The sequence below is a fragment of the Streptomyces sp. SCSIO 30461 genome, from assembly GCF_037023745.1.
In the GTDB taxonomy this organism is placed as follows: Bacteria; Actinomycetota; Actinomycetes; order Streptomycetales; family Streptomycetaceae; genus Streptomyces.
In genome coordinates, this window is the sequence record NZ_CP146101.1 from 629,711 (window position 1) to 653,473 (window position 23,763).

Annotated in this window: 14 protein-coding genes; 5 read left to right on the forward strand and 9 right to left on the reverse strand. The window is 68.9% G+C overall.

Translation table 11 applies throughout. The annotated features are described in order from the left end of the window. Nucleotides 1-71: 71 nt before the first annotated feature. Nucleotides 72-1,457 (forward strand): M1 family metallopeptidase, encoded by a 1,386-nt coding sequence (locus V1460_RS03030; RefSeq protein ID WP_338671960.1) that lies wholly within the window; start codon nucleotides 72-74, stop codon nucleotides 1,455-1,457. Nucleotides 1,458-1,598: 141 nt separating this feature from the next. Here V1460_RS03030 and V1460_RS03035 read toward each other — a convergent pair whose 3' ends face one another. Beyond that, nucleotides 1,599-5,093 carry a DNRLRE domain-containing protein gene (locus V1460_RS03035; RefSeq protein ID WP_338671961.1) on the reverse strand — a complete coding sequence of 1,165 codons (3,495 nt, stop codon included), beginning with the start codon at nucleotides 5,091-5,093 and terminating at the stop codon, nucleotides 1,599-1,601. Between the two features lie 596 nt (nucleotides 5,094-5,689). Between V1460_RS03035 and V1460_RS03040 the strand changes: the two genes are divergently transcribed. Beyond that, a complete protein-coding gene (locus V1460_RS03040; protein WP_338677871.1) occupies nucleotides 5,690-12,961 on the forward strand; it encodes a polymorphic toxin-type HINT domain-containing protein in 7,272 nt (2,423 codons plus the stop codon). A gap of 154 nt (nucleotides 12,962-13,115) precedes the next feature. Here the strand turns inward: V1460_RS03040 and V1460_RS03045 are convergent, their stop codons facing one another. From V1460_RS03045 to V1460_RS03060, 4 genes are all read right to left on the reverse strand, one after another. Then, nucleotides 13,116-13,613, reverse strand: a complete 498-nt coding sequence (locus tag V1460_RS03045; RefSeq protein WP_338671962.1) for a DUF5959 family protein — start codon at nucleotides 13,611-13,613, stop codon at nucleotides 13,116-13,118. 198 nt (nucleotides 13,614-13,811) lie between these two features. Beyond that, nucleotides 13,812-14,429, reverse strand: coding sequence for a transposase (locus tag V1460_RS03050; protein ID WP_338671433.1), 618 nt, complete (start codon nucleotides 14,427-14,429; stop codon nucleotides 13,812-13,814). Continuing rightward, a complete protein-coding gene (locus V1460_RS03055; protein ID WP_338671432.1) occupies nucleotides 14,339-14,881 on the reverse strand; it encodes a winged helix-turn-helix domain-containing protein in 543 nt (180 codons plus the stop codon). The genes V1460_RS03050 and V1460_RS03055 overlap by 91 nt, the downstream gene beginning before the upstream one ends. Nucleotides 14,882-15,125: 244 nt before the next feature. After that, the gene (locus V1460_RS03060) at nucleotides 15,126-15,701 is read right to left on the reverse strand and encodes a TerD family protein (protein ID WP_338671963.1); all 576 of its coding nucleotides are present in this window, start codon (nucleotides 15,699-15,701) and stop codon (nucleotides 15,126-15,128) included. A 147-nt stretch (nucleotides 15,702-15,848) separates the two neighbouring features. Here V1460_RS03060 and arfB point away from each other — a divergent pair, with 147 nt between their 5' ends. Further along, nucleotides 15,849-16,283 carry an alternative ribosome rescue aminoacyl-tRNA hydrolase ArfB gene (arfB, locus tag V1460_RS03065; RefSeq protein ID WP_338677872.1) on the forward strand — a complete coding sequence of 145 codons (435 nt, stop codon included), beginning with the start codon at nucleotides 15,849-15,851 and terminating at the stop codon, nucleotides 16,281-16,283. 246 nt (nucleotides 16,284-16,529) lie between these two features. Here arfB and V1460_RS03070 read toward each other — a convergent pair whose 3' ends face one another. Further along, nucleotides 16,530-17,045 carry a flavin reductase family protein gene (locus V1460_RS03070; RefSeq protein WP_407077391.1) on the reverse strand — a complete coding sequence of 172 codons (516 nt, stop codon included), beginning with the start codon at nucleotides 17,043-17,045 and terminating at the stop codon, nucleotides 16,530-16,532. Between the two features lie 376 nt (nucleotides 17,046-17,421). On the opposite strand from V1460_RS03070, the gene cdgB reads away from it, so the two are divergent. Both cdgB and V1460_RS03080 read left to right on the forward strand, forming a co-directional pair. Continuing rightward, the gene (gene cdgB, locus V1460_RS03075; RefSeq protein ID WP_338671965.1) at nucleotides 17,422-19,179 is read left to right on the forward strand and encodes a diguanylate cyclase CdgB; all 1,758 of its coding nucleotides are present in this window, start codon (nucleotides 17,422-17,424) and stop codon (nucleotides 19,177-19,179) included. Nucleotides 19,180-19,301: 122 nt separating this feature from the next. Then, complete coding sequence (locus V1460_RS03080) at nucleotides 19,302-20,309, forward strand: carbohydrate-binding protein (protein ID WP_338671966.1); 1,008 nt, start codon at nucleotides 19,302-19,304, stop codon at nucleotides 20,307-20,309. Between the two features lie 203 nt (nucleotides 20,310-20,512). Here V1460_RS03080 and V1460_RS03085 read toward each other — a convergent pair whose 3' ends face one another. From V1460_RS03085 to V1460_RS03095, 3 genes are all read right to left on the reverse strand, one after another. Continuing rightward, nucleotides 20,513-21,451, reverse strand: a complete 939-nt coding sequence (locus V1460_RS03085) for a 1-phosphofructokinase family hexose kinase (protein ID WP_338671967.1) — start codon at nucleotides 21,449-21,451, stop codon at nucleotides 20,513-20,515. A gap of 115 nt (nucleotides 21,452-21,566) precedes the next feature. Further along, nucleotides 21,567-22,712: an N-acetylglucosamine-6-phosphate deacetylase gene (nagA, locus tag V1460_RS03090; RefSeq protein WP_338671968.1), complete on the reverse strand. Its 1,146-nt coding sequence runs from the start codon at nucleotides 22,710-22,712 to the stop codon at nucleotides 21,567-21,569. After that, nucleotides 22,712-23,680 carry an ROK family protein gene (locus V1460_RS03095; RefSeq protein ID WP_338671969.1) on the reverse strand — a complete coding sequence of 323 codons (969 nt, stop codon included), beginning with the start codon at nucleotides 23,678-23,680 and terminating at the stop codon, nucleotides 22,712-22,714. The genes nagA and V1460_RS03095 overlap by 1 nt, the downstream gene beginning before the upstream one ends. Nucleotides 23,681-23,763: the final 83 nt, after the last annotated feature.

The window sequence follows — 23,763 nt, forward strand, 5'->3', positions numbered from 1 at the left end:
TATGACATTCCGGGCATAGGATCGCTGACGTGCACCCGCGTCAGCGATCCTTCCCCCGCACCATCCGCACCATGGCCCCCGCGGTCGCCCTGATCGCCGTCGGCGGTACGGCATGCACCGTGCCCGAGAGCCTCGGCGCCGGGGTCAAGGGCACCCCGGGCGCGGCCGGTCTGCACGATCCGTACTTCCCCAAGCTCGGCAACGGCGGCTACGACGTGAGCCACTACGCGCTCACGCTCGACTACGACCCGAAGACACGGAAACTCTCCGGCACGGCCACCGTCACCGCACGCGCCACCCAGGACCTGAGCGCGTTCAACCTCGACCTGCACGGCATGACCGTGCACTCCGCGACCGTCGGCAAGGACCCCGCCGCAGTCAACCGGGCGGGCCACGAGCTGACGCTGCGCCCCCGTGACGAGATCCCCAAGGGCAGCACCTTCCGCGCCGTGGTCCGCTATTCCGGCATCCCGAGCGCCATCACCGACGCGGCAGGGGCTCAGGAGGGCTGGCTGAAGACCGCCGACGGCGCGGTGGCCCTCGGACAGCCGACCGGCTCGATGACATGGTTCCCCGGCAACCACCACCCGCGCGACAAGGCGACCTACGAGACCGCCATCACCGTCCCCAAGGGCCTCACCGCGGTCTCCAACGGCGAGCTGCGCTCACAGCGGCCCACGTCCGACGGCAAGCGCACCACCTTCGTCTGGCGCTCCGCCGAGCCGGTGGCCAGCCATGCCGCGACCGTCGGCATCGGTTCTTACACCACCTCGTCGTACCGCCCGGAAGGCGGCGGCGTACCCGTCTACACGGCCGTCGACAAGACCGTGGCGCCACGCACCGCGAAGCTGCTGGCCCGTATCCCCGAGCTGACGGACTGGGCGGTCGACAACTTCGGCCCCTACCCCTTCACTTCGACCGGTGCGATCGTCGAACGCTCAGGCGACATCGGTTACGCCCTGGAGACCCAGAGCCGCGCCACCTTCCCGGAGGCGTCCTTCGACGCCGAGACCCTCGTCCACGAGATCGCCCACCAGTGGTTCGGCGACTCCGTCACCCCTGAGACCTGGCAGGACGTGTGGCTCAGCGAAGGCTTCGCGACATACGCGGAATGGCTGTATCTGGAGGACTTCGAGGGCATCCCGGCGAGCGAGAGCTTCCAGGAGGCCTACGACACCGAGTCCAACTGGGACTTCCCGCCCGCAGCACAGCCCGATGCGGAGCACTTCCTGGGCGCCCCGGTCTATGACCGGGGCGCGATGGTGCTGTACAAGGTCCGTGAGGCGGTGGGGGACGACGCGTTCCACGAGATCGTGCGGGGCTGGGCGGAGAAGCACCGCCACGGGAACGCGTCGACGGACGACTTCACCGCCTACGTGGAGGGCGAGTCGGGCAAGGACCTGACGGAGCTGTGGGACATCTGGTTGTACGGGGACGCCAAGCCGGACCAGCCCTGAGGCGGCCGCTCGCACACTCGCCGCCGCCCGGGCACGCAACGACGAGTACATCCGGCCCCCGGCCGGCCGCAGGAACGCAGGCCTTGAACGGGGCAGGGCCGGACCTCAGGGTCCGGCCCTGCCCCGGGGCGCCGCGTGCTGTCAGCCGATGGCCTGGCGGGTCTTCCACCAGGATGACGCGCCGATGTACTCGGTGCCCGATCCTGAAAGCACCGTCCTGCCGCCCGCGTAGAAGCGCACGGAGCCGTCGGACCGCACGGTCCAGATGTCCGGGATGGAGTCGCCGTTGGCGTCGGGAGTGCCGATCAGGAAGGGGATGCTGTCGCTGTGCCAGCCTGCCGAGCCGTACGTGGTGTCGGCCCCGCCCGCGGAGTCGGCGGCGTAGGCGAGCGAGCCCAGCTCGACGCCGTGGTCGCCGGCGATGCCTTCGCGGAGGTACAGCTTGGAGGTGCCGTCGCTCCGGAAGACCAGGTCGGTGACGCCGTCGCCGGTGATGTCCTGGGCGGTGACGATGTCGCGAGTGTCCCAGCCCGAGGACGCGAGGCGGGTCACCGTGCTGATGGTCGCACCGTTGTAGCCGGTGAGTACCCACAGGTCGTCGTCGACGGTGGCGAAGAAGTCGGCCTTGCCGTCTCCCGTGGCGTCCCCGGCCGAGACGATCTGCGTGAGGCTGGCGGGGGCGGGTGCGTCGTCCGGCAGCAGGATCTCGCGCCGCCTGTCGATGTTGACTGCGCCGTAGCCGTCACCGGGGTAGACCCACAGCTTTCCCTCGACGCGGACGACGAGGTCCTGGAGGCCGTCGGCTCCGTAGATGTCCCCGTTGTGTGTGATCAGCGCGTCGTCGAAGTGGCCGGAGGGGGCGGCGACATAGACGGGCCTGTCGTCGCCGTTGGGGTCCTTGGCCGGATTGTCGCGGTAGGCGGCCGACATGGAGTAGTCCAGGTCCCCTGTGCCCTTGGTGAGGTCGTCGCTCTTGGCCTGCGAGGGGTAGAGGCGGAGGTTGCCGTCCTTGGTGACGGTCAGCAGATCGGGGAGCTTGTCCCCGGTGAAGTCGCCCGGCGTGTCCGCCTGATCCCGCGGGGTGATGTAGAAGAAGTACTTGGTCGGCTCGGAGACGTTCCCTGCTTGGTCGACGGCCCTCACATAGAGCACGTTGGGGCCGGCGGTGGGCGGTTTGGCGTTGCTGATCGCCGCGCTCACGGAGGTCGCGGTGCCGGCGGTACGGGAGACGGAGCCCGTGTAGTAGGCGGAGTTGAAGCCGTACTCGTAGCGCACGACATCGCTGCTCAGCGCCCGCACGGTGAAGGTGCCGGAAGAGCCGAACTTCTTGGCGCTCCAGATGGCGTCCTCAGCGTCGGAGCCGAAGCCGTTCTCACTGCCGTCGGCGTTGGGAAAGTCCGAGGAGCTGACCTTCGGCGGCTTGGGTGCCTGCGTGTCGAAGACGAACCGACAGGGGGTCTTCGCGGGTGCGAAACCGGAGCTCGCGCCCGCGTCGTCGACGGCCCTCACGCGCCAGGAGTACACCGCGCCGTTGGTGAGCGAGTCGGTGGAGAAGCGAGGGGTGGTGCGCCGGGCCGAGTAGGTGTCGCTGCCTACGGACACCTTGCCGGTGGATTTCAGCAGATCGCCGGTGGTGGAGAGTTTTCCGACCTGCCACAGGTCGAAGTCGAAGTAGTCGAGGTTCTTGTCCTTGTCCTTGGCCGAGGCCGTGAAGGTGATGTCACCGGCGCCCATCCGGACGTAGGGCTCGCTGGTGGTGCACTTGGCATCCGGGCCCAGGTCGAGCTCTGTGGGGGCTTCGGGCCGCCGGTTGTAGTCCAGCACGAGGACGGGGGCGTCCTCACCGTTCGCCCTGAACTTCTTCCAGGAGTACTGGGACTTCTCGTTCACCGCGCGCATACCGAACGTGATGGAGTCCAGCCCCCTGTCGGCGATCTTCTGCGCGGCCTTCTTCACCTCGAAGGTCTCATAGGCCTTGCGGCAGCCGGACTTGTAGCCGTGCGCGAAGCTCTCAGTGTCGATCTTGTTGCCGTCGTAGAGCTTGGGAGCGTTGCTCCAGTTGGTTCTGGAGGTGATCTCGCCGGTGAGATGCACACTCAGCGCACGGTCGTTGCACGACCAGGAATACGTCTCGAACACTCGCAGCCTGGCGTCGGTGAAGATGACTCCCTGGAGGGACTCGTCGAAATCGAGGTTGAAGAACGACCGTGAGGTGCCCCAGGTGTCGGACTCGAAGCCGACCCTCGCCTCGTGGGTGCCGTTCCTGTTGAACCCCTTGCCGTTGTAGAAGGTGGCTTTGGGGTGGCGGTTGTAGGCGGTGGTCCAGTTCTGGGTGTGCTTCTTGACCGAGGGGTCGATGAACACGGGGAATACCGTGGCGGGATCGGTCAGGAGATCGGCATCCGGGGTCAGGACCCAGTTCGCCCCTGACAGGTCGGCATCGACCAGTGCCCCGTGGGAGTCGGGCGACGGGCCCTCTATGCCTGGCAGCGACAGGGTGGCCGCCGCTCCGGTCTGCGAGGGCTCAGGAGCCGGGTCGTCGGGCGCGGTGGGCAGTGGCGACTCCGAGACCGGCGGCGCCGGTTCGTCACTCGCGGAAGGCAGCACCTCCTCATACGGGTCCGTCTGCTCGTCGGATCCACTCGTGTCATCGGCGTCCGCCGAAGGCGACGGCGTCTCCGAAGGGGTGGCGGACTCGGACGGTGTGGTGGTCTCGGACGGGAGCACTTCGGGCTCGGTGGGCTGCGCGGAGGCGCCTACCTCGCCGTCGGTGACTGCCGGGGCTCCCGCGCTGTCCCACATCAGCGGCGTGGGCGAGAGGGCCACTTCGTCGCCGTCGGGATTCTCGGCGCTGACGATGCCGGACTGCGGGTCCAGCCGGAATGTCAGCGTGGGCGAGGTGAGGCCGTAGGAGAGCTGGCCGACCCGGGGATCCGCGGCGGCGGTGCGGTCCTTCACCACGAGCAGCTGGCCGAATCCGTCGTCGTCGGCGGTGAGCACCAGGTCCGCGCCCGGGATGATCTCCGGGTAGAGCGCCTGGTTCGCGCTGATGATCGGTTCCGGGATGGGGCCGGGCCAGGTGAGCTGGATGTCATGCCCGTCGGACTGCAGGGTGACGAGCGGGTTCGCGGTCGGTTCTTCCTCGACCGTCGTGTTCTTGAGCAGTGGGATGCGGCGCGCATTCGTGCGCGTCGCACGCTCGGCGCCGGCCTTCTGCGCTCTCCCGCCATCTCCCTCATGTGTGCCGGTGGAGAAGACGATGGAGGTGTTGGTGGCCTTCGGTTCCCAGCCGCGGCTGGTGCGGTGCAGTGACCGGTCGATCGGCTTCCACTGCCCGCCGACCTTGGCGCGTACGGGCGATACGTGGATCGTGCGGGTCATCAGACCGTCGGGGCGCGCCCATGTCGTCGCGTAGGGCGTGCGGAGCGCGGTGGCCTCCACCGCTTCGCCGCTCCGCGCCGCGCGGTCGATCGCCTCGGACTCGCTCACTTCGGAAGTGCGCGCGGGCAACTCGGCGTCGGCTCCGGAACGCGCGTACTCGAATCCGGCGTAGGTCAGCCCGGTCGCGGCGACGGCCGCCGCGCAGGCTATGGCGATGGTGCGCCGACCGGGCAGGCGGTATCGGCGTTGCGACATGGGCGAGGTCCTTTCCCCCTCGGTGCCGGATCACTTCTGATCGCCGGCCCGGGATATGACGCCGTCACGGAAGGCGCTGCTGCGGGTGACGGGGCGACCAGATCATGGCTCATGCCCTGGCTGTCGTCATCTGCCGATTCCTTCTCATGAGGCGGCGCATGAGCAGCCGGGTGCTCCTGTGCGTATGGGTCTGTGCGCAGTCCACACACCGTGAGGTGACGCCGATATCAGGGCAATCAGGTGCCAACGGTGCATGTGCCGAATGGTTTTTGGTCTGATTCGGAATCAAAGATTCAATTTACTGACAAGTAATCAGTTGCGTCGTGCTTTCGGTCGGGGCGGGTGGTTGATCGACCTCGCCCTGTCTCGTCAGGCTCTGAACGACTATGCGGCGTGATCATCACCACTCGATCGCGAATACTCTGGATTTCCTTCACGAGTGCCTCACAAGATTTCCCGGTCATAGGTGAGTTCTGCGCGGTCCAGCCCTGGTGCCGCTCCGATTGGTCCCGGGGAGTTCTGGCGTGTCCCGTCTGTCTGTAGCCCGCCGACGCCGTCTCAGTCGCGGCCTGGTGCCGGCGCTGGGTGTCGCGCTGATGGTGGGGCTGATGCCTTCCCAGGCGTTGGCGATCCCGCCGGACCCGTCCAGGGAAGGGCGCGAGGAGCTGGTCCTGGAGAAGCTCGACCAGGACGAACCGGTCTCCGGCACAACGGTCAACAAGAGTCTCGACAGTCTGAAGACCGAGACGCCCGAGGACCTGGTGCAGGCTCCCGCCGGCACGACCACCGTCCCGCCCGCCGACATCGGAAAGGTGTCATTCGGCTCGGCCGTGACCCCCGCCTCCGCGCGTACGGCCGGTACTTCCGGTGCGGTCCAGACGGGCATGAAGCAGGTCGAGGACCTGCCCGTCAGCCTCGGCCAGGCCGATGGCGAAGCCGCGCCGCAGGGCGAGTGGGCGGCCACCGTCGTGGCGCGAACAGCCGGTGCGGCCGAAGGGGTCGATGGTGCCGTTTTCACCGTGCAGGCGCCGTCGACCGGGTCCGTTCCGCTGTCGGTGCGGTTCGACTACGCGAAGTTCAAGAACCTCTACGGCGCCGACTGGGCGTCCCGCCTGCGCATCGTGCAGTTCCCCGAGTGCTACCTGACCACACCTGACGAGGAGGCGTGCCAGGCGTACGAGGAACTGGAAACCGTCAACGACACCGCGGACGGGACGGTCACGGCGACCGTGGACACCGCGGCGGACGGCACTGTCACACCCGCCGTCGCACCCTCCGCCGACCGCACCGGCGGGCCCGCCGTCGTACAGGCCGCCTACCGTACGCAGGTGGCAGCCGTGGCCGGGGGCGACAAGGCGGTCCTCGGTGTCACGGACTCCGGAGCGGGCGAGGGCGGCTCGTTCAAGGCGACCCCCCTGGCGTTCAGCGGTTCATGGGCGGCCGGTGGCTCGTCCGGAGCGTTCACCTGGTCGTATCCGCTGGCGGTTCCGCCGGCCCCGGCCGGACCGTCCCCCAACGTCTCCTTCGAGTACAACTCGCAGACCGTGGACGGCAAGACGGCCGTCTCCTCGCCGCAGGCATCGTGGATCGGGGAGGGCTGGGACTACGACCCGGGCCGTATCGAGCGCCGCTACCGCACCTGCAAGGACGACACCAGGACACTCCGTGCCGGGACCCCGAACAACACAGCGGCGAAGGACAAGACATCCGACCTGTGCTGGGTGTCCCACAACGCCGTGATGACACTCAACGGCCGGACCACCGAGTTGGTCCGGGTCGGCGACACCGATGTGTACCGTCCCCAGAACGACGACGGCACCCGTGTCCAGCTGAGGACCGGCGCCACCAACGGGGACAACGACGGTGAGCACTGGGTCGTCACCACCACCGACGGCACCGTGTACTACTACGGTCTCAACGCGGTGGGCGGCGGCCACGCGAACACCGACTCGGTCTCCACGGTGCCCGTCTTCGGAAACCACCCGGGTGAGCCGTGCCACGCCGCGACGTTCGCGGAGTCACGGTGCGGGACGGGCAAGCAGCAGGCCTGGCAGTGGGGTCTGGACAAGGTCGTCGACGTCCACGGCAACGCGATGGTGATCGACTGGCACCAGTCCGTCAACTACTACGCCGTCCGGAACAAGCTCAGGACGCCCGAGGCCTACGACCGCGCCGCCTACCCGGACTCCATCGAGTACGGCATGCGATCCTCGGACCTCACCAAGCCGTCCGCGAGGGTCGACCTGGTGGCCGCTCAGCGCTGCCTGGAATCCGCCACGAGCTGCGAAGGCGGCAACTTCGACAAGACCGACGACCCGGGGGCTTACCGCCTCTGGTGGGACAGCCCCGGCAATCTCAACTGCAAGTCCACCTCGAAGTTCTGCCCCTCCTTCCCCTCCTTCTGGACCCGGCTGAGGCTGTCGTCGGTCACCACCTACGCCCAGCGCTCGACCACGAGCGGACTCCAGAAGGTGGACACGTACACACTCCACCAGTCCTTCCCCAAGGACTGGTACGACACGGCCCCCTCCCTCTGGCTCGACTCGATCACCCGCACCGGGTACAGCCCCGGTGCCACCACCGGCACCCTCCAGTCCAAGGACGGCGTCAGCTTCGGCCCGTACACGGTCGGTACGCGCTCGCCGCTCAGCAAGCGTCTGAGGGACCGCCAGCTTCCCAGCCTTGTGCCTTCCGGTTCGGGGGACAAGACACCGGGCTTCACCCGCCCCCGCATCGGCACGGTCGCCACCGAGAACGGCGCCGACATCGAAGTCGAGTACACCGGCGGATGCTCCGCCGAGCCCGATACCGACGAGGGCAGGAGCAACGGCACCTGCTATCCGGTGCGCTGGTCCCCCGACGGAGAGGAGAAGACCCCGGCCAAGGCCTGGTTCAACAAGTACGTGGTGGCTTTCGTGGCCGAGACCGACAAGGTCACGACCCACGGCCTGCCCATCGTCACCACGTACAAGTACACCGGCCCTGCCTGGGCCAGGAGTGATGACGAGTTCATCCGCCCCTCCCTGCGTACGTACAGCAGATGGCGCGGATACCGCGAGGTGAAGACCTTCCGGGGCAGCGAGAGGAGCGGCACCGCCAACACGCGGTCCTACACCAGGACCCGCTACTTCCAGGGCACGGGCGGCCCGGTCAAGGACTCCGGGAACGCGGTCGAGCTGGTCGCCGACGACGCCGAGCAGTTCGCCGGCATGACCGCCGAGACGCTCACGTACGAGCACTCCCGGGGCCAAGTGGTCAAGCGCGCTCTCACCTTCCCCAAGTCCAAGCAGACCGCGTCCCGAACGCGCGAAGCGGAAGACGGCACCGATCTCGATCCGCTTCTCGCCCACCGCACCTGGGTCGGGCACACCGACGCCATCCAGACCGTCGGTTCGAGCTGGCAGACGGTACGGACCCAGACGACCGGCGTCGACGACACCTACGGGCTGCCCACCGAGGTGGAGATGTCCGTCGTCAAGCCCAACGGCACGAGCGGCGAGACGCTCAGCAACCAGGTGTGCACCCGGACGAGCTACGTCCACAACACCTCCTCCTGGATCATCGGCAGGCAGAAGGAGGCCCGCGCCACGGCGACACCCTGCTCCGGCTTCGATGCCGCGAACCCCGCGACGCAGCTGCTGAGCTCGGTCCGCACGTCGTACGACGGGCAGAGCTGGGGAGCCGCGCCCACCAAGGGCCTGCCGACCTCGTCGGCGGAGATCAACGGCACGGGTACCTCCCACTCCGTGGTGACCACGACCACCTACGACCCGCTCGGCCGGGTCCGGAAGGTCACCGCTCCGGAGCGGGGAACCAGCGAGACCGTCTACACCCCCGGTGACACGGGTGGACCTGTCACCTCCGTCACCACCATCAACCCCATGGGGCACAGCTCCACCACGACCTATGACCCGGGCCGTGGCCTGCCGCTGACCGCGACCGACACCAACGGCCGCGTCACCCGCAGCGAGTACGACGCACTCGGCCGCCTGGTCAAGGGCTGGTCGCCGGCCCGCTCCTCCGGTGGCAAGAGCCCGAGCGTCGAGTTCAGCTACCGGACGGCCCTGGTGACCGATGAGGACACCACCCCGGCTTCCGTCACCGTCAAGTCCTTGAAGGACGACGGCACGTACAGCCGTCAGGTGACCATCTACGACGGTCTCGGCCGTGAAGTACAGACCCAGGCCGAAGCCCATGGCGCGGGCCGGGTCATCGTCGACACCAAGTACGACGAACGCGGTCTGCTGCAGGAGAAGACCGGCGGATACCTCGCCAGGAACTCGCCGAGCACCGAGCTGTTCGCCCGCAAGTCCGAGTCCCTGGTCCCGAGCAAGACCAGGACGGAGTACGACGGACTCGGGCGTGTCGTGAAGACGTCCGTGTTCCACGGCAAGGTGTACCAGCGCGCCTCGACGGTCGAGTACGGCGACACCACCGTCCTCAGCGATCCCGCCGGCGCCACCGCCCCGACCACGAAGACCTACACCGACGCGCTGGGCAGGGTCACCTCGATCCGGCACTACACCGCGGGCACGAGCGAGTGGCGCACCACCAGCTACGAGTACGACGCCCGCGGTGACCGCACCAAGGTCACCGACCCGGCCGGCAACACGTGGACGTACACCTACGACACCCGCGGCCGTCTGAAGGAGTCCACCGACCCGGACACCGGCACGGCCTCCATCACCTACGACAACGCCGACCGCAAGATCAGCACCACCGACGCGCGCGAGAAGACCACGTACACGGCATACGACGCGCTCGACCGCATCACCGCCGTCCGCGAAGGTTCGGCAACGGCCACTCCGGTCAAGGAGTTCACCTACGACAGCCTGATCGGCGCGGTCGGCCAGCCGGCCTCTGCCATCCGCCACACCAGCGGCGGCGACTACATCAGCCGCGTCACCGGCTACGACACCGAGTACCGGGTCACCGGCCGGGAGACCGTCGTCCCGTCCAACGCGACGACCGCCGGCCTGTCGGGCACGTACAAGTACCTGTACACCTACACCCCCACCGGCAAGCCGCTGTCCGTCACCCTCCCGGCCAAGGGGGGCCTGGCCGCGGAGAAGGTCGTCACGCGCTACGACGCCGAGGGCCTGCCCGAGTCCACCTCCGGTCTGGACTGGTACACATCCGACGTCACTTACTCCCCCTACGGGGAAGTGCTGCGCACGGTCAGCGGCCCTCAGCCCTACCGAGTGTGGACGACCAACTTCGTCAACCAGCACTCCGGCCGCCTCCAGCGCACGGTGACCGACCGGGAGACCGCGAACACCCACCGGATCTCCGACAGCTACTACTCCTACGACGCCTCCGGCACCATCACCTCCAACGCCCGCAAGCTCACCGACTCGACCGGCTCGACCTGGGACAACCAGTGCTTCACCTACGACGCACTCGGCGAGCTGGTCCATGCCTGGACCTCCGACATCACCCCCGGCGGCTCCGGCACCGGCTGCCGCTCCTCCGGGGGCGACACCTGGGGCTACCGCAGTGACGGCGTGTCCTCAAGCGGCCCCGTCGCCAACGCGCCCAACACGGCCGGCGACACCACCAGCCCCGACTCGGCGCTGACCGACTCCCTCAAGGACGCCGCCCCCGAAAGCGGCACGGTCTCCACCGGCACCACCGCCTACCGCCAGGCCTTCACCTTCGACTGGCTCGGCAACCGCGCCGGACTGACCGAGCACAACACCGCCGACGCGACGAAGAACGTCAGCTTCACCTACGGCTACGGCACCACCGGAGCCGTCAAGCAGCCCCACACGCTGACGTCGGTCACCTCGACCGCAGCCGGTCAGGGCAGCACGTACACCAACGACGCGGTAGGCAACACACAGACCCGCAAGCTGTCCACGTCCGCCACTTCCACCACCTCGCAGAGCCTGGACTGGACGGCGGAGAACAAGCTCAACACGATCACCAGCAACGGCGTCAAGACGAGCTATGTCTACGACGCCGCGGGCGACCGCATCCTGGAGAACTCGACCTCGGGCTCAACCCTCTACCTGGGCGAGACCGAACTCACCACCGACTCCACCGGCAAGATCATCAGGGCTTCACGCGCCTACGGACACGCGGGTGCCCCCACGGTCGTCCGCACGACGACCAACGGCTCCTACTCCGGCCACAAGCTCAACGTCCTCATCGCGGACCACCTCGGCACCGCGAACACCACGGTCGAAATCGGCAGCACCCAGACGGTGACGCGCCGCGCCTTCAAGCCGTACGGCGAGGCACGTGGCCCCAAGCCGTCCAGCTGGCCCAACAAGCGCAGCTACCTCGGTGTCGGCATCGACGACTCCACCACCGGGCTGACGCACATCGGCGCCCGCGAGTACGACCAGGCGGCGGGGCGCTTCCTGTCCGCCGACCCCCTCATCGACATCGCCGACCCGCTTCAGATGAACGGGTACGCGTACAGCCATAACAGCCCGATCAGCCGCAGCGACCCTACCGGCCTCTACGACCCGGATCTACGGGAGTACGAGCGTCAGCAGGCGGCAAAGAAGAAGAAGGAAGGCGACAGCGGGGGCGACAATCCCGCGCCCCCCGGGACCACCGCGACCACCTACACCATCACGAAGACCGTGACGGTCACCAAGCCGGCGCCGTGTGACTGGTGGTGCAAGACGAAGGGGTGGATGCAGGAGCATGCCACCGCTATCACCATCGTCACCGAGATCGTCGTCGGCGTGGCCTGCGGCGCCGCCGCGGTCGCCGCAGGAGCGGCAACCGCGGGCGTAGGCGCCGTGGCTGTGGGAGCGGCCTGCGGAGCCATCGCAGGCGCCGTCGCGGGAGCGGTGGGCAACGCACTCGACCCGAACGCGGACCACTCCCTGGGCGGGTACGCGAGCGCCGTAGGCACCGGGGCCGCGGTCGGAGCCGCCGGCTCCATCGTCGGCGGAGCTGTTTTTAAGGCCGCGACCACGGGTGCGAAGGCGATCGCGAAAGCAGTCGCCGGCAAGACGGCCACGAGCGCGGCTGCCGGCGGGGCCAAGTCCGGGGTCTCTGCGGCAACCAAGCCCCAGTGCTTCCTCGCTGGTACCGCGGTCCTGATGGCCGATGGAACCAAGAAGAACATCGAGGACATCAAGGTCGGCGACGATGTCCTGGCGACCGACCCCGAGACGGGCCAGACGGGCGCACGACCCGTGACCGCTCTCATCAGCACCAAGGGCGTCAAGAAGCTTCACGAGTTGAGCATCAAGACGTCAGCCGCCACTAAAAAGATCACCGCCACCGCTGAGCACCCCTTCTGGATTCCGGCGAAGCGCGCATGGGTCAAGGCCGGGGAACTCAAGCCCGGCATGATGCTTGCCACTGCCGACGGCAGCCGGGCCAAGGTCACCGAGAACCGCGCCTACACAAAGCTCGTCCGCACGTACAACTTCACCGTCGCAGATCTCCACACGTACTATGTGCTGGCGGGAACCACGCCGGTGCTGGTCCATAACACCTGCGGAGAAATCGACTACGGGAGTATCGGCGCAGATGGACGCCGTTCCGGAATAGTTGCGGAAGTCACCCCTGATATGCTCGGCACAGGGGGGAAAGCGTCGAGGAGTATGGACCCTCCGGGCTTCGTGAGCGGGGCCAATGGAGACGCGCGTGGGCATCTCCTCCCGAAGGCGCTGGGCGGTTCAGGAAATACGCCGGAAAACTTCGTCAGGACGACGGCGGCCATCGACAATGGTCCTATGAATGAATTCGAGAAAGAAATTGCCGAGTATGTCTCGAAGGGTAATGTCATCATGTATTCGGCAACGCCTCATTATCGCCTAGGTGGCAATGTTCCATTTGCCGTGTCGATTGAAGCATTCGACGATACTGGCTGGTACATGGGTAGAACGTTCATGCAGTAGCGGCAGCTGATGGCTGCGACTGGTGCCGTCACAGTCGCTGCGGACAACGCATCCGAATGCCGCACTGATAAATGACGTACGGGCAGAGCCTTCATCGAAGCTCTGCCCGTACGTTCTCGGTCTAGTGGAAGCCACGTGGCTTCGAAGAGATTCGTCAGTGACGCCATTCGTAAGCGCCTGGTGACGTCTTCAGTACCTCGCTCGGCCAGGCGCGCATTGCCTCATGGAGGTGCTCGCGCTGTTCCTCAATCCACCCGTAATCCAGGACGATTGGGATGGTTGCCGACGTGCCGGAGCCGGATGCGTCCTCGATATGAACTGCCGGGATGTCGCAATCATCGTCGGGCAATTCGATCCTGATTACTGGGCCGTTGCCGGTGTCCAGCCATTCGGCGTCCTGACCCGCGCCGAGGGCATCCAGTGCCAGGGACCACTCCTCCAGGTCTGAGATATAGAAACAGGTCTTGAGGCGCCCGCTGACGAAACTGCTCTCCACGGTGATCTCCGCATCGAGCAAGTCGTGTACTGGTAGAATTCCGGGTCCGCGCCGGCCTAGAACATGTACGCGGACGCTGTTGTCGCCGTCCGACAGTTTGATCAAATCCACGATGTCATCCCGCCGTGTCGTAAGCATCCATAGTTCTGCGTTCACTATGTCATGATCCGTCTCTAGTGCGTCCGAGGCGTCTATGCGGTCAGCGTCCTCGGACGGGTGCCCTGCTAAGTTCTCCGGCGTGGCAGCCGTGGTAAATATCGGCTGCGTGGAGTCTATTCCGGCAGGGCTGCTGCGGGTTTGTGAGGCGGTCTGACGGCAGTACTGAGGTTGAACTCGCGATAGCGGGCGGGTTGGTCATGGCGGTTCGATGAACAGGCCGGTCTCGGCGAGGCAGCCGTCAAGCAGGTGCGGGCGGTACTGGATCTTCTTCAGCTTGCGCTTCATGACGCGGACGAGGTGATCGAGGTTGGCGGCGGCGAAGTTCTCCAGCGACCGTTTGAGCAGCGACCACACTCCCTCGGCCGGGTTGAGGTCGGGAGCGTAGGAGGGCAGCTGGAACACCCTCAGCCACTCTTCGTTCTCCGCGATGAAGTCCGCGAGCTCGCCGGTCAGGTGGACATTCAGGTTGTCCCACACCCACACGATCGGGGTGCCGAGCTGGTGGTGCGCGAGCACGATCAGCTCGCGGTAGTCCCTCCAGGCGAAGCTCTTGCGCTCGCCCTTGCGTCCGCGCCAGACGTGCAGCCGGTAGAAGAAGTGCGGCCGGGCACCGGGCTTGAAGCACACGACGCCGGCCACCGAGGCCCGGCCCCGGTTGCTGCCGCGTACCCGCATCACCGGGGTCTGGCCGCGCGGCGCCCAGGTACGTCCCTTCGGCGGCCTCAGCCCCTGGCCCGCTTCGTCCTCGAAGCAGATGTAGGCGCCCAGGTCCGCCGCGGCACTTTTACCCGCGGCCACACCTCGTCCTTCCATACCTCGACCGCCTCGTCGTCCCGCTCGATCGCCCGGTGAGCGGGCACCTGCGCGGACCATCCGTGCCGCCGCAGCAGTTTCCACACACCCTGCACGGTGTAGCCGACGTGGAACATCCGCCCGATCAGCGTCTTGATCCGCACCAGTGTCCAGCCCTGGCCCTCGTCCCAGCCGTGCGCCAGCGGTCCCCGTGCCAGCTCCCGCTCCAGACGCTCCCACTGCCGGGGCGAGAGCCGCTCCACCGACATCGGCCCCTTGGAGCGCAGGGCGTCCAGGCCGCCCTCGCGCCAGGACCGGCGCCACTTCTCTACCTGCCGCTTGCCGACCCGTAACCCGGCCGCGATCTCAGCGGTCTTCTCACCCCGCCCGAACCGCGCGCCTGCCTCCAACCGCACCCGTTCCCGGGCCTGTTGCCCCTTCGGCGTCAGCCCGCCTCCCTGCGCGTACCTCATGAACCCGGCATACCGCAGGGATCACGAACTGTCACGACCAGCCGTCATCGCGAGTTCAACCTCAGTACGCACCGGGATCGGTTCGCGCTGGTGTTCCAGCGACTTCGGTCGGTGCTATTGCCCGACAGGCCGACCCCGGACCCGTTCGGGGTTCCGGTCCGGTTGGTCTTCGAGGGGGCCTGATGCCAAAAGGCGAGGGGCCGGACCTTGAGGTCCGGCCCCCGACTGATGCGGGTGGGCTGCGTCAGACGTTCACACCGAAGTCCTGGGCGATGCCCACCAGGCCCGATGCGTAGCCCTGGCCGACCGCGCGGAACTTCCATTCAGTGCCGTTGCGGTAGAGCTCGCCGAAGACCATCGCGGTCTCGGTCGCGGCGTCCTCGCTCAGGTCGTAGCGGGCGATCTCGGTGCCGCCGGCCTGGTTGACGATGCGGATGTAGGCGTTGCGCACCTGGCCGAAGTTCTGGGTGCGGTTCTCGGCGTCGTAGATGGAGACCGGGAAGACGATGCGCTCGACGTCGGCCGGGAGCCCCTGGAGGTTGACGTTGATCTGCTCGTCGTCGCCGCCGCCCTCGCCGGTGCGGTTGTCACCGGTGTGGACGATCGTCTGGTCCGGGGTGGACTTGTTGTTGAAGAAGACGAAGTGGCCGTCCGAGACGACCTTGCCGCCCGGGTTGACCGCGATGGCGGAGGCGTCGAGGTCGAAGTCGGTGCCGGTGGTGGTGCGGACGTCCCAGCCGAGGCCCACCGTGACGGCGGTCAGGCCCGGTGCCTCCTTGGTGAGGGAGACGTTGCCGCCCTTGGACAGGCTTACAGCCATGGGAAGTCCCTTTCCTGGTTCCTGATACCTGTGATCCTGCGTCGAGTGGGTACCTCACCCTCCCTAACGCAGACGGTGGATCGGGCGGTTCCCCGCAGAGGAGTGATACGCGAAAAGAAGGTGACGGGCTCCGCCACCGGGGTGACCATAGGACCCATGTCCGGTCCTTATCCCATCCGTGGCTCCGTCTCTCTCCCGGAGGCCGAGCTCATGTGGCGTTTCTCGCGCTCGTCGGGGCCGGGTGGGCAGCACGTCAACACCAGTGACTCGCAGGTCGAGCTGCGCTTCGATCTCGCGGCGACCCAGGCCCTGCCCGAGGTGTGGAAGACCCGCGCCCTTGAGCGGCTGGCCTCGCGACTGAACGACGGCGTGATCGCCGTACGCGCATCGGAGCACCGCTCGCAGTGGCGCAACCGCGAGACCGCGGCGGTGCGGCTGGCCGCGCTGCTCGCCGAGGCCACGGCGCCGCCGCCGCGTCAGCGGCGGGCCACGAAGATCCCGCGCGGGATCAACGAACGGCGGCTGCGGGAGAAGAAGCAGCGCGCCGAGACCAAGCGGGGGCGCAGCGGGCGGGATTGGTGAGCCTTCGGCTTCGGTGAGCCCCCGGCTTCCGTTGCCGAGCCCTCGGCTTCGCCGGGCTCTGGCCGGTTGGCCCGGTCGTTCGACCGGACCGGTCGTGGACGTGGCCCAGGCGTTGAGCGCCTGGCCCGGTCGTTCAGCCTGGCCCCGGCAAGTCTCGGCCCGGTCGTTCAGCCTGGCCCGTGCCGTCCCGTCGGGCCCCGCCTCGTGGGTCCCTTCGAGCCCCGGCCTCATGCTGGTTCGTCGGCCTCAGCCCAGGTGGCGGTACTTCCCGCGGAAGTACGTCAGTGGACCGCCGCCGCTCTCCGCGCCGGGCAGGGTGGCCTTCAGCACCCGGCCGATGACCAGTGTGTGGTCACCCGCCTCCACCCGCTGTTCGGTGCGGCATTCCAGCGCCGCCAGGGCACCCCCCACCAGCGGCGCCCCGCAGACCTCGCCCCGCGTCCAGGGGATGTCCTCGAACAGCAGCCGGTCGCTGATGCGTCCCTTCATGGCGAACCGTCCCGCGATGTGGCGCTGCTGCTCCGCGAGCAGGGAGACGCCCCACAGCGGCTGTTCGGTGAGCAGGTCGTCCATGCGTGAGCCGCTGCGCAGGCTCACCAGCACCAGCGGCGGGTCCAGTGACACCGAGGTGAACGAGGTCGCGGTCATGCCGGCGTCCTCGCCGCGCGGGCCGTCCTCGCTCAGCGGGGGCTCATGCGCGGTCACCAGCACCACGCCTGCCGCCAGACGGGACAGGGCGGCACGGAACTCGTCGTTGCTCACCCCCTCAGGATGGGGGATGGCCGCGGTGGCAGTTGCGGACGTACCGGCGGTACGGGGGGCTTGAGTCGTCGGAAGCACAATCGGAACGCTAACCTCGTCGTTGTCGCGGCCACATCGGGCCATGGGACCAGTCAAGTCCTAGGACTTGAGTCCGGAATTTGCGTTGAGGAACGTTCGGCGAACGTGGGGATTCCCTACGCCCCTCGATCTGACCGTTCATCATTCAATGTGACTTAAGTCACAGAGGGCGGTAATTGTTGACCCTGTGTACCGGGTGGGCAGCGCGCTGTGATTCAGTGGCGTGGACAGGCCATGGAGAGGACCGACTGAGAACCCTGGAGTCACGTAGCTGTTGAGGTCGCGGGGAGAGCGAGCGATGGAGACCGAGTCGGAGCCGTACGTCCGTCTTGCGACCCTGCGGCAGTTGCATCAGGTCGTGACCGATCTCAACACGGCCCGCAGCCTGGCGGACACCTTGCAGACCGTGGCCGACGGCATCGTCGCAGGCCTCGGCTACGAGCTGGCGTGCGTCAACCTGGTGCGCCCCGACGGGGACCTCGTCGTCGCCGCCTTCGCCGGTGACTCCGCCGCCGAAGCCCTGATCACAGGCCGGGTCGGCTCCCGTGCCTCGTGGGAGCGCAGGCTGTCCATGGGGGAGGAGTGGGGCGACCTCCGGTTCATACCCCACACCGAGGGCTGGGTGCTCCTGGAGGACGACGTTCCGCAGTGGTACACCGAAGGGCCCGAGCCCCGCTTCGAAGGCGAATGGCATCCGCAGGACCGGCTCTACGCGCCCATGTACGCGTCCGGCGGCGGGCGCGAGCTCCTCGGCGTGATCTCGGTCGACAAACCCCGCAACGGGCGGCGGCCCGGCGCCTGGGGGCAGGAAGCCCTTCAGATGTACGCCTCGCAGTCCGCCATTGCGATCAGCAACGCCCGCCTCCGGGCAAACATGCAGCGCGCCCTGGTCCGCCTCGAACGCGAGCAGCAGGCCCTTCGGGCGAGTGAGGAATCCTTCCGGCAGGCATTCGAGTACGCCCCGAGCGGCATGGCCATCGCCGAGATGGGCGGCGACCAGCACGGGCGACTGCTGCGCACCAACGACGCCCTGTGCCGACTGCTGGGCCGCCCCGCGTCCGCGATGCGGCGCTACTCCTTCGCCGACCTGGTCCATCCCGACGACGTGGGCACCCTGCTGCGCACCTCTGCCGAGGGCGGCCGGGCCGAGCTGCGGCTGGGGCGCCGTGACGGCTCGTACGTCTGGGTGTCGCTGCGCAACTCCGTCGTCGCCGACACCACCGACGGGCCCCGCTTCCTCCTCACCCATGTCGAGGACATCGAGGAGCGCAAGCGCCATGAGCTCCAGCTCGCCCACCGGGCCAGCCACGATGCCCTGACCGGCCTGCCCAACAACGCGGAACTGCGCGCGCGGCTCAGCGCGCGGCTCTGCGAGAACCCGGGGCGGAGCGGATACGGGGACAGGTACGCGGACGGGCCGAGGTACGCGGACGAGGAAGGGTACGCCGAGGCTGACCGGTACCCGGACGGGTACGCCGACCAGGACAGGTACACCGACACCTACGGCGGCGGCCACGGCTACGGCCACGACGGCTACCCGGGCGAGGCCCCCGCGCACGGCTACGGCTCGGGCTTCGCTTTCGACATCGACGCGCCGGGCGGCTCGTACGACGCACATGTGCACGCCGTGGCGCCCGACAGCGAGCACGACGACGGAACCAAGGGCCTGGCCGTCCTCTTCTGCGACCTGGACGGCTTCAAGTCGATCAACGACCGGTTCGGCCACAACACCGGCGACGCCGTCCTCATCGAGGTGGCCCGTCGGCTCACGACCGCGGTGCGCGACGGGGACACCGTCGCCCGACTCGGCGGTGACGAATTCGTCGTACTCGCCGACGGCCTCGGCGCCGCCGACGCCGCCGACCTCGCAGTCCGCCTGCGCAACGCGATCATCCCGCAGATCCGGGTGGACGGGCGGGCGGTCCGGGTGGGGGCGAGCTTCGGCATCGGCTGGGCGGTCTGCGGGATGTCCGTCGAGGAGGTCCTGCAGTCCGCCGACCAGCGGATGTACATCGAGAAGCGGTCCCGCGCCAAGATCCACCGCCGCGCCGGATAGCCCCCGCTTCCCAGACCGGGCGGGAACCGGCCGAGCGTCCGGCCCGTCCTTGGAGTGACCAGGACGGGGTAGGCTCGCCCGGTCGGCGACGGCTGGCGAGCAAGGATAGGAGTGACCCAGGGATGACGGCCGGTAACAACGGCGCGAGCACGCCTGAGGACGACGATCCGTTCGGCTACCTGTATGCGGACGGGCAGCGCCAGGGTGCCACCCCTCCCCGGCAGGGCGGCTACGGCTACCCCGGCCCGGCCGCGCAGCCCGGCGTGCCCAGGACCTCGTACAACCAGGTCAGAACGGTCGGCGAGCGCCAGTACGGCCAGGTGCCGTCACAGCACGCCTACGGTCAGCAGGGCCAGCAAGCGCAGCACGGCCAGCAGTCACAGGGCTACCCGCACCAGCCGAGCGCCCAGTACGCCGCCCCGGAGACCTACCCGGGCGGCGCCCCCACCCGCCAGACCTCTGCGTACGGTGTGAGCGGCCATGACGACGGCGGCCGAGGCCGCGGGCCCAACACCCGCGGTCTGATCGCCGGTGCCATCGCGGTCGTCGCGGTGGTGCTCGTCGGTATCAGCGTGGCGCTCATCACGAGTGGCGGAGACGACGAGGGCAATCAGGCCGACAAGAGCAATGCCCCCGCGGAGCAGGTGAAGCCGAGCGACGAGCCGGAGGGCAAGGCGGGCGACAAGAAGAGCCCGCCCGCCAAGCTGCCCAGGCAGAACGCCGCGACGCTCCAGCTCACGCCCCCGGCGACGCTCGGGACCGACATCAAGGGCGCGAAGGGCACCAACGGCGCCTACGTGCAGTTCAACGGTGTCGGCGGGGCGGCCCGCTGGTCGGTGAACGTCCCGGCCGACGGCACCTACACCCTGTTCATCACCTACAGCGTGCCCGGCAAGGACGCGAAGACCTCGCTCACGGTCAACGACGAGCAGCCGCGGTCCATCAACATGTCGAACTTCGCGCAGGCCAAGGAGGGCGACTGGGAGAAGGGCTGGACCCGCACCTACTCCTACGTCAACCTCAAGAAGGGCTCCAACACCCTGAAGATCTCCTGCGAGCAGGGCGACTCGTGCGACGCGCTGCTCGACCAGGTGTCGCTGAAGCAGGGCGAGGCGAAGAACCCCGACTAGGCGAGGCGAAGAACCTTGACCAGCGGGGACTCCGTCAGGCCCCCTGGCCGCGGGATTCGAGCCTCGCCGGACACGGACACGGCCGGGGTGAGGCGTTCGGCAGGGCGGCCGCCGAGGTGTTCGGTGAACCCGGCGCGGGCACGGCAGGCGCGGTCGGCCGGGTTGCGGACGACCTCGACGTGCCGAGGCCGGTGCAGGCTCGGTCAGGCCGCGGACAGCAGCTCCGTCACGGCGATCCCCGGCAGCAGTCGCTCGTACGCCGCCCGGTCGAAGTCGCCCGCCGTGGGGGCCAGTACGGCGGCCGTCGCCAGGGCCACCGCGCGGGACAGCCGGTCCGGCCAGGGGAGCGAATCGACCAGGCCTGACAGCAGTCCCGCGACGGCAGCGTCGCCCGCGCCGGTCGGATTGCCGGCGACCTTCGGCTTCGCCGGTGCGGTTGCCCGCCAGACTCCGTCGGCGGTGGCGGCCAGCATGCCGTCCGGCCCCAGCGAGGAGACCACGGTGTGGGCGCCACGGCGGCGTGCGTCGCGGGTGGCGCGTACGGGCTCGCGGGAGCCGGTGAGCTGGGCCAGCTCGTCGGCGTTCGGCTTGGCCAGGTCGGGGCGGGCGGCGATGCCACGGCGCAGGGGCTCGCCGCTGGTGTCGAGGACGCTGGGGACGCCGGCGGTGCGGGCCCGGCGGATCAGTTCGGCGTAGGCGCCGACGTGGATGCCCGGGGGCAGGCTGCCGCACAGGGCGACGGCTTCGGCGTCGGGCAGCAGCGCCTCGTACGTCATCAGGAACGCGGCCCACTCGTCGGCGGTGACCTGCGGGCCCGGCTCGTTGAGCTGGGTCGTCCCGCCGCTCGTCGTCTCCACCACGGCGAGGGTGCGGCGGGTGTTCGCGGCTATCGGTACGAGGGAGTCGCGTATGGGCTGCGGCTGTCCGGCCAGCCGCTCACGCAGTACGGCGCCGGTCGGTCCCCCTGCGAAGCCGGTGACGACGGTCTCGTATCCCAGCGAGCCGAGCACGCGGGCCACGTTCAGACCCTTGCCGCCGGGCCGTTCGATCACCTCGGCGACCCGGTGGGATGCGCCCGGGACCAGCTCGGGGAGCCGGTGGGTGATGTCCAGGGCGGCGTTGAGCGTGACCGTGAGAATCACCTGCTGACACCCCCGGGGACTGCGTGGTCTTGGCTGGAGGGCCTGATCATGCCAAAGAGACGGCGGTTGGCCCAGCCCCCCTCAGCCGGTTCCCCCGCCCTCCGGTGGCGAGGTGTCAGGAAACGCCCGGCTCGACCACCCATGCGCCCTTGCGCATCACGCCCTTGAGTACGAAGTCGGCGTCCAGCACCACCAAGTCGGCATCCTTGCCGGGTTCGAGCGAGCCGACCCGGTCGTAGAGGCCGAGCAGTCGCGCCGGATTGGCCGACACCGCCCGCACGACGTCCTCCACGGGAAGCCCGTCCACGGTCGCGGCCCGCCGGAAGGCCGTGTCCAGGGTGAGCGTGGACCCGGCGATGGAGCCGCCGTCGACCAGTCGGGCGACCCCGTCCCGTACCGCGACCTCCAGCGGTCCGAGACGGTAGACGCCGTCCCCGAAGCCGGCCGCGTCCATCGCGTCCGTGATGAAGGCGACCCGGTCGGGTCCCGCGCGGTGGAAGGCGAGTTCCAGGGCGGCGGGGTGCAGATGAGTGCCGTCGTTGATCAGTTCGACGGTCACGCGTTCGTCTTCGAGGAGTGCGGCCACCGGTCCCGGCTCCCGGTGCCCGAGCCCCGGCATCGCGTTGAACAGGTGCGTCGCCACCGTGGCGCCTGCCTCGATCGCCTCGACCGTCTGCTCGTACGTGGCGTCCGTGTGGCCTACCGCCGCGATCACGCCGTGCTCGGCGAGCAGCCGTACGGACTCGATGCCACCGGGCAGTTCGGTGGCCAGCGTCACCATCTTCGCCGTGCCGCGCGCCGCGTCGAGCAGCTTGCGCACCTCGGCCGGGTCGGGGTCGCGCAGCAGCGGCTCGCTGTGCGCGCCCTTGCGGCAGGGGGAGATGAAGGGGCCCTCGAAGTGGATGCCCGCGAGCTCGCCCTGCTCGACCAGTTCGGAGAGCAGCCCGGCCTGGTGGGTCAGGAAGTCCATGTCGCCGGTGACGGTGGAGGCGACCAGGGTGGTCGTGCCGTGCCGCCGGTGGGTGCGGACGCCGGTGAGCACGTCATCGGCGCTGCCGGAGGTGAAGGAGGCGCCGCCGCCGCCGTGGTTGTGCAGGTCCACGAAGCCCGGGACCAGCCAGTGGCCGGACAGGTCGGTCGCGGGTGTGTCTTCGGGGGCGTGCCCGGCGATCCGGGCCCCGTCGACGATCACCCGCCCGTTCTCGGCGATCCCGCCGGGCAGCACGACCCGGGCGCCCGCAAGAACCATCCGGTCGGCCATCAGGCGGTCACCTCCGTTGTCGCATCGCTCGTGCTTCCCGTGCCGGCCGTCACCAGGTCCCAGGCGAGCAGTCCCGCGCCGAGGCAGCCCGCGCTGTCCCCGAGGGCGGCCGGGACGATCGCGGGTGGCTGCTGGAAGGTGATCCGTGCCCGAACGGCCTCCCGCAGGGGTGAGAACAAGGTTTCCCCCGCCTCCGCCAGACCGCCACCGATGATCAGCGTGCCGGGGTCCAGCAGGGTGATCGCGGTGACCAGCCCGTCCGCGAGCGCGTCCACCGCCTCCTGCCACACCTGTACGGCGCGGGGGTCGCCGGACGCGACTGCCTTGGCGCAGTCGGCGGCGTCCGCGCCGGGGCTGCCGCCTGCCGTTGCCCAGGCCCGGGAGACGGCGGCGGCGGAGGCGAGGGTCTCCAGGCAGCCGCGCTGTCCACAGCCGCACAGGGCCCCGCCGCTGCCGGGGCGTACGACGATATGACCGATCTCGCCCGCGCAGCCGTTGGCCCCGGCCTCGATGGCGTCGCCGATGCCGATGGCCCCGGCGATGCCCGTGCCCAGCGGCACGAACAGGAACCGCTCGGAGCCCCGCCCGGCACCGAGCCTGCCCTCGGCGAGCCCCCCGGCGCGGACGTCGTGCCCCAGCGCGACGGGTACGCCGCCGAGCCGCTCGGCGAGCAGCCGGCGCAGGGGTACGTCACGCCAGCCGAGGTTCGCCGCGTAGACCGCGATGCCCTGCCCGGCGTCGATGATCCCGGGGACGGCGAGGCCGACGGCGAGCGGCGGACGGCCGTAGCGGGACTCGCCCCGCGCGCGTAGCTCGTCGGCGAACCCGAGCACGGCTCCGACCACAGCGTCCGGGCCCCTGTCGCGCCCGGTGGGTCGCCGCGTCTCGTGGAGCAGGTTTCCGTCGGGCCCGACGAGGGCGGCCTTCATGCTGGTGCCGCCCACATCGAGGGCGATGACGTGTCTCACGCGTACAGTCTGGCGCGATGACCCCAGAAAGGTCTAGTCCACTGCGCCTCCCGTGGAGGCGGGCCGGGTGAGGTCCCCCGATC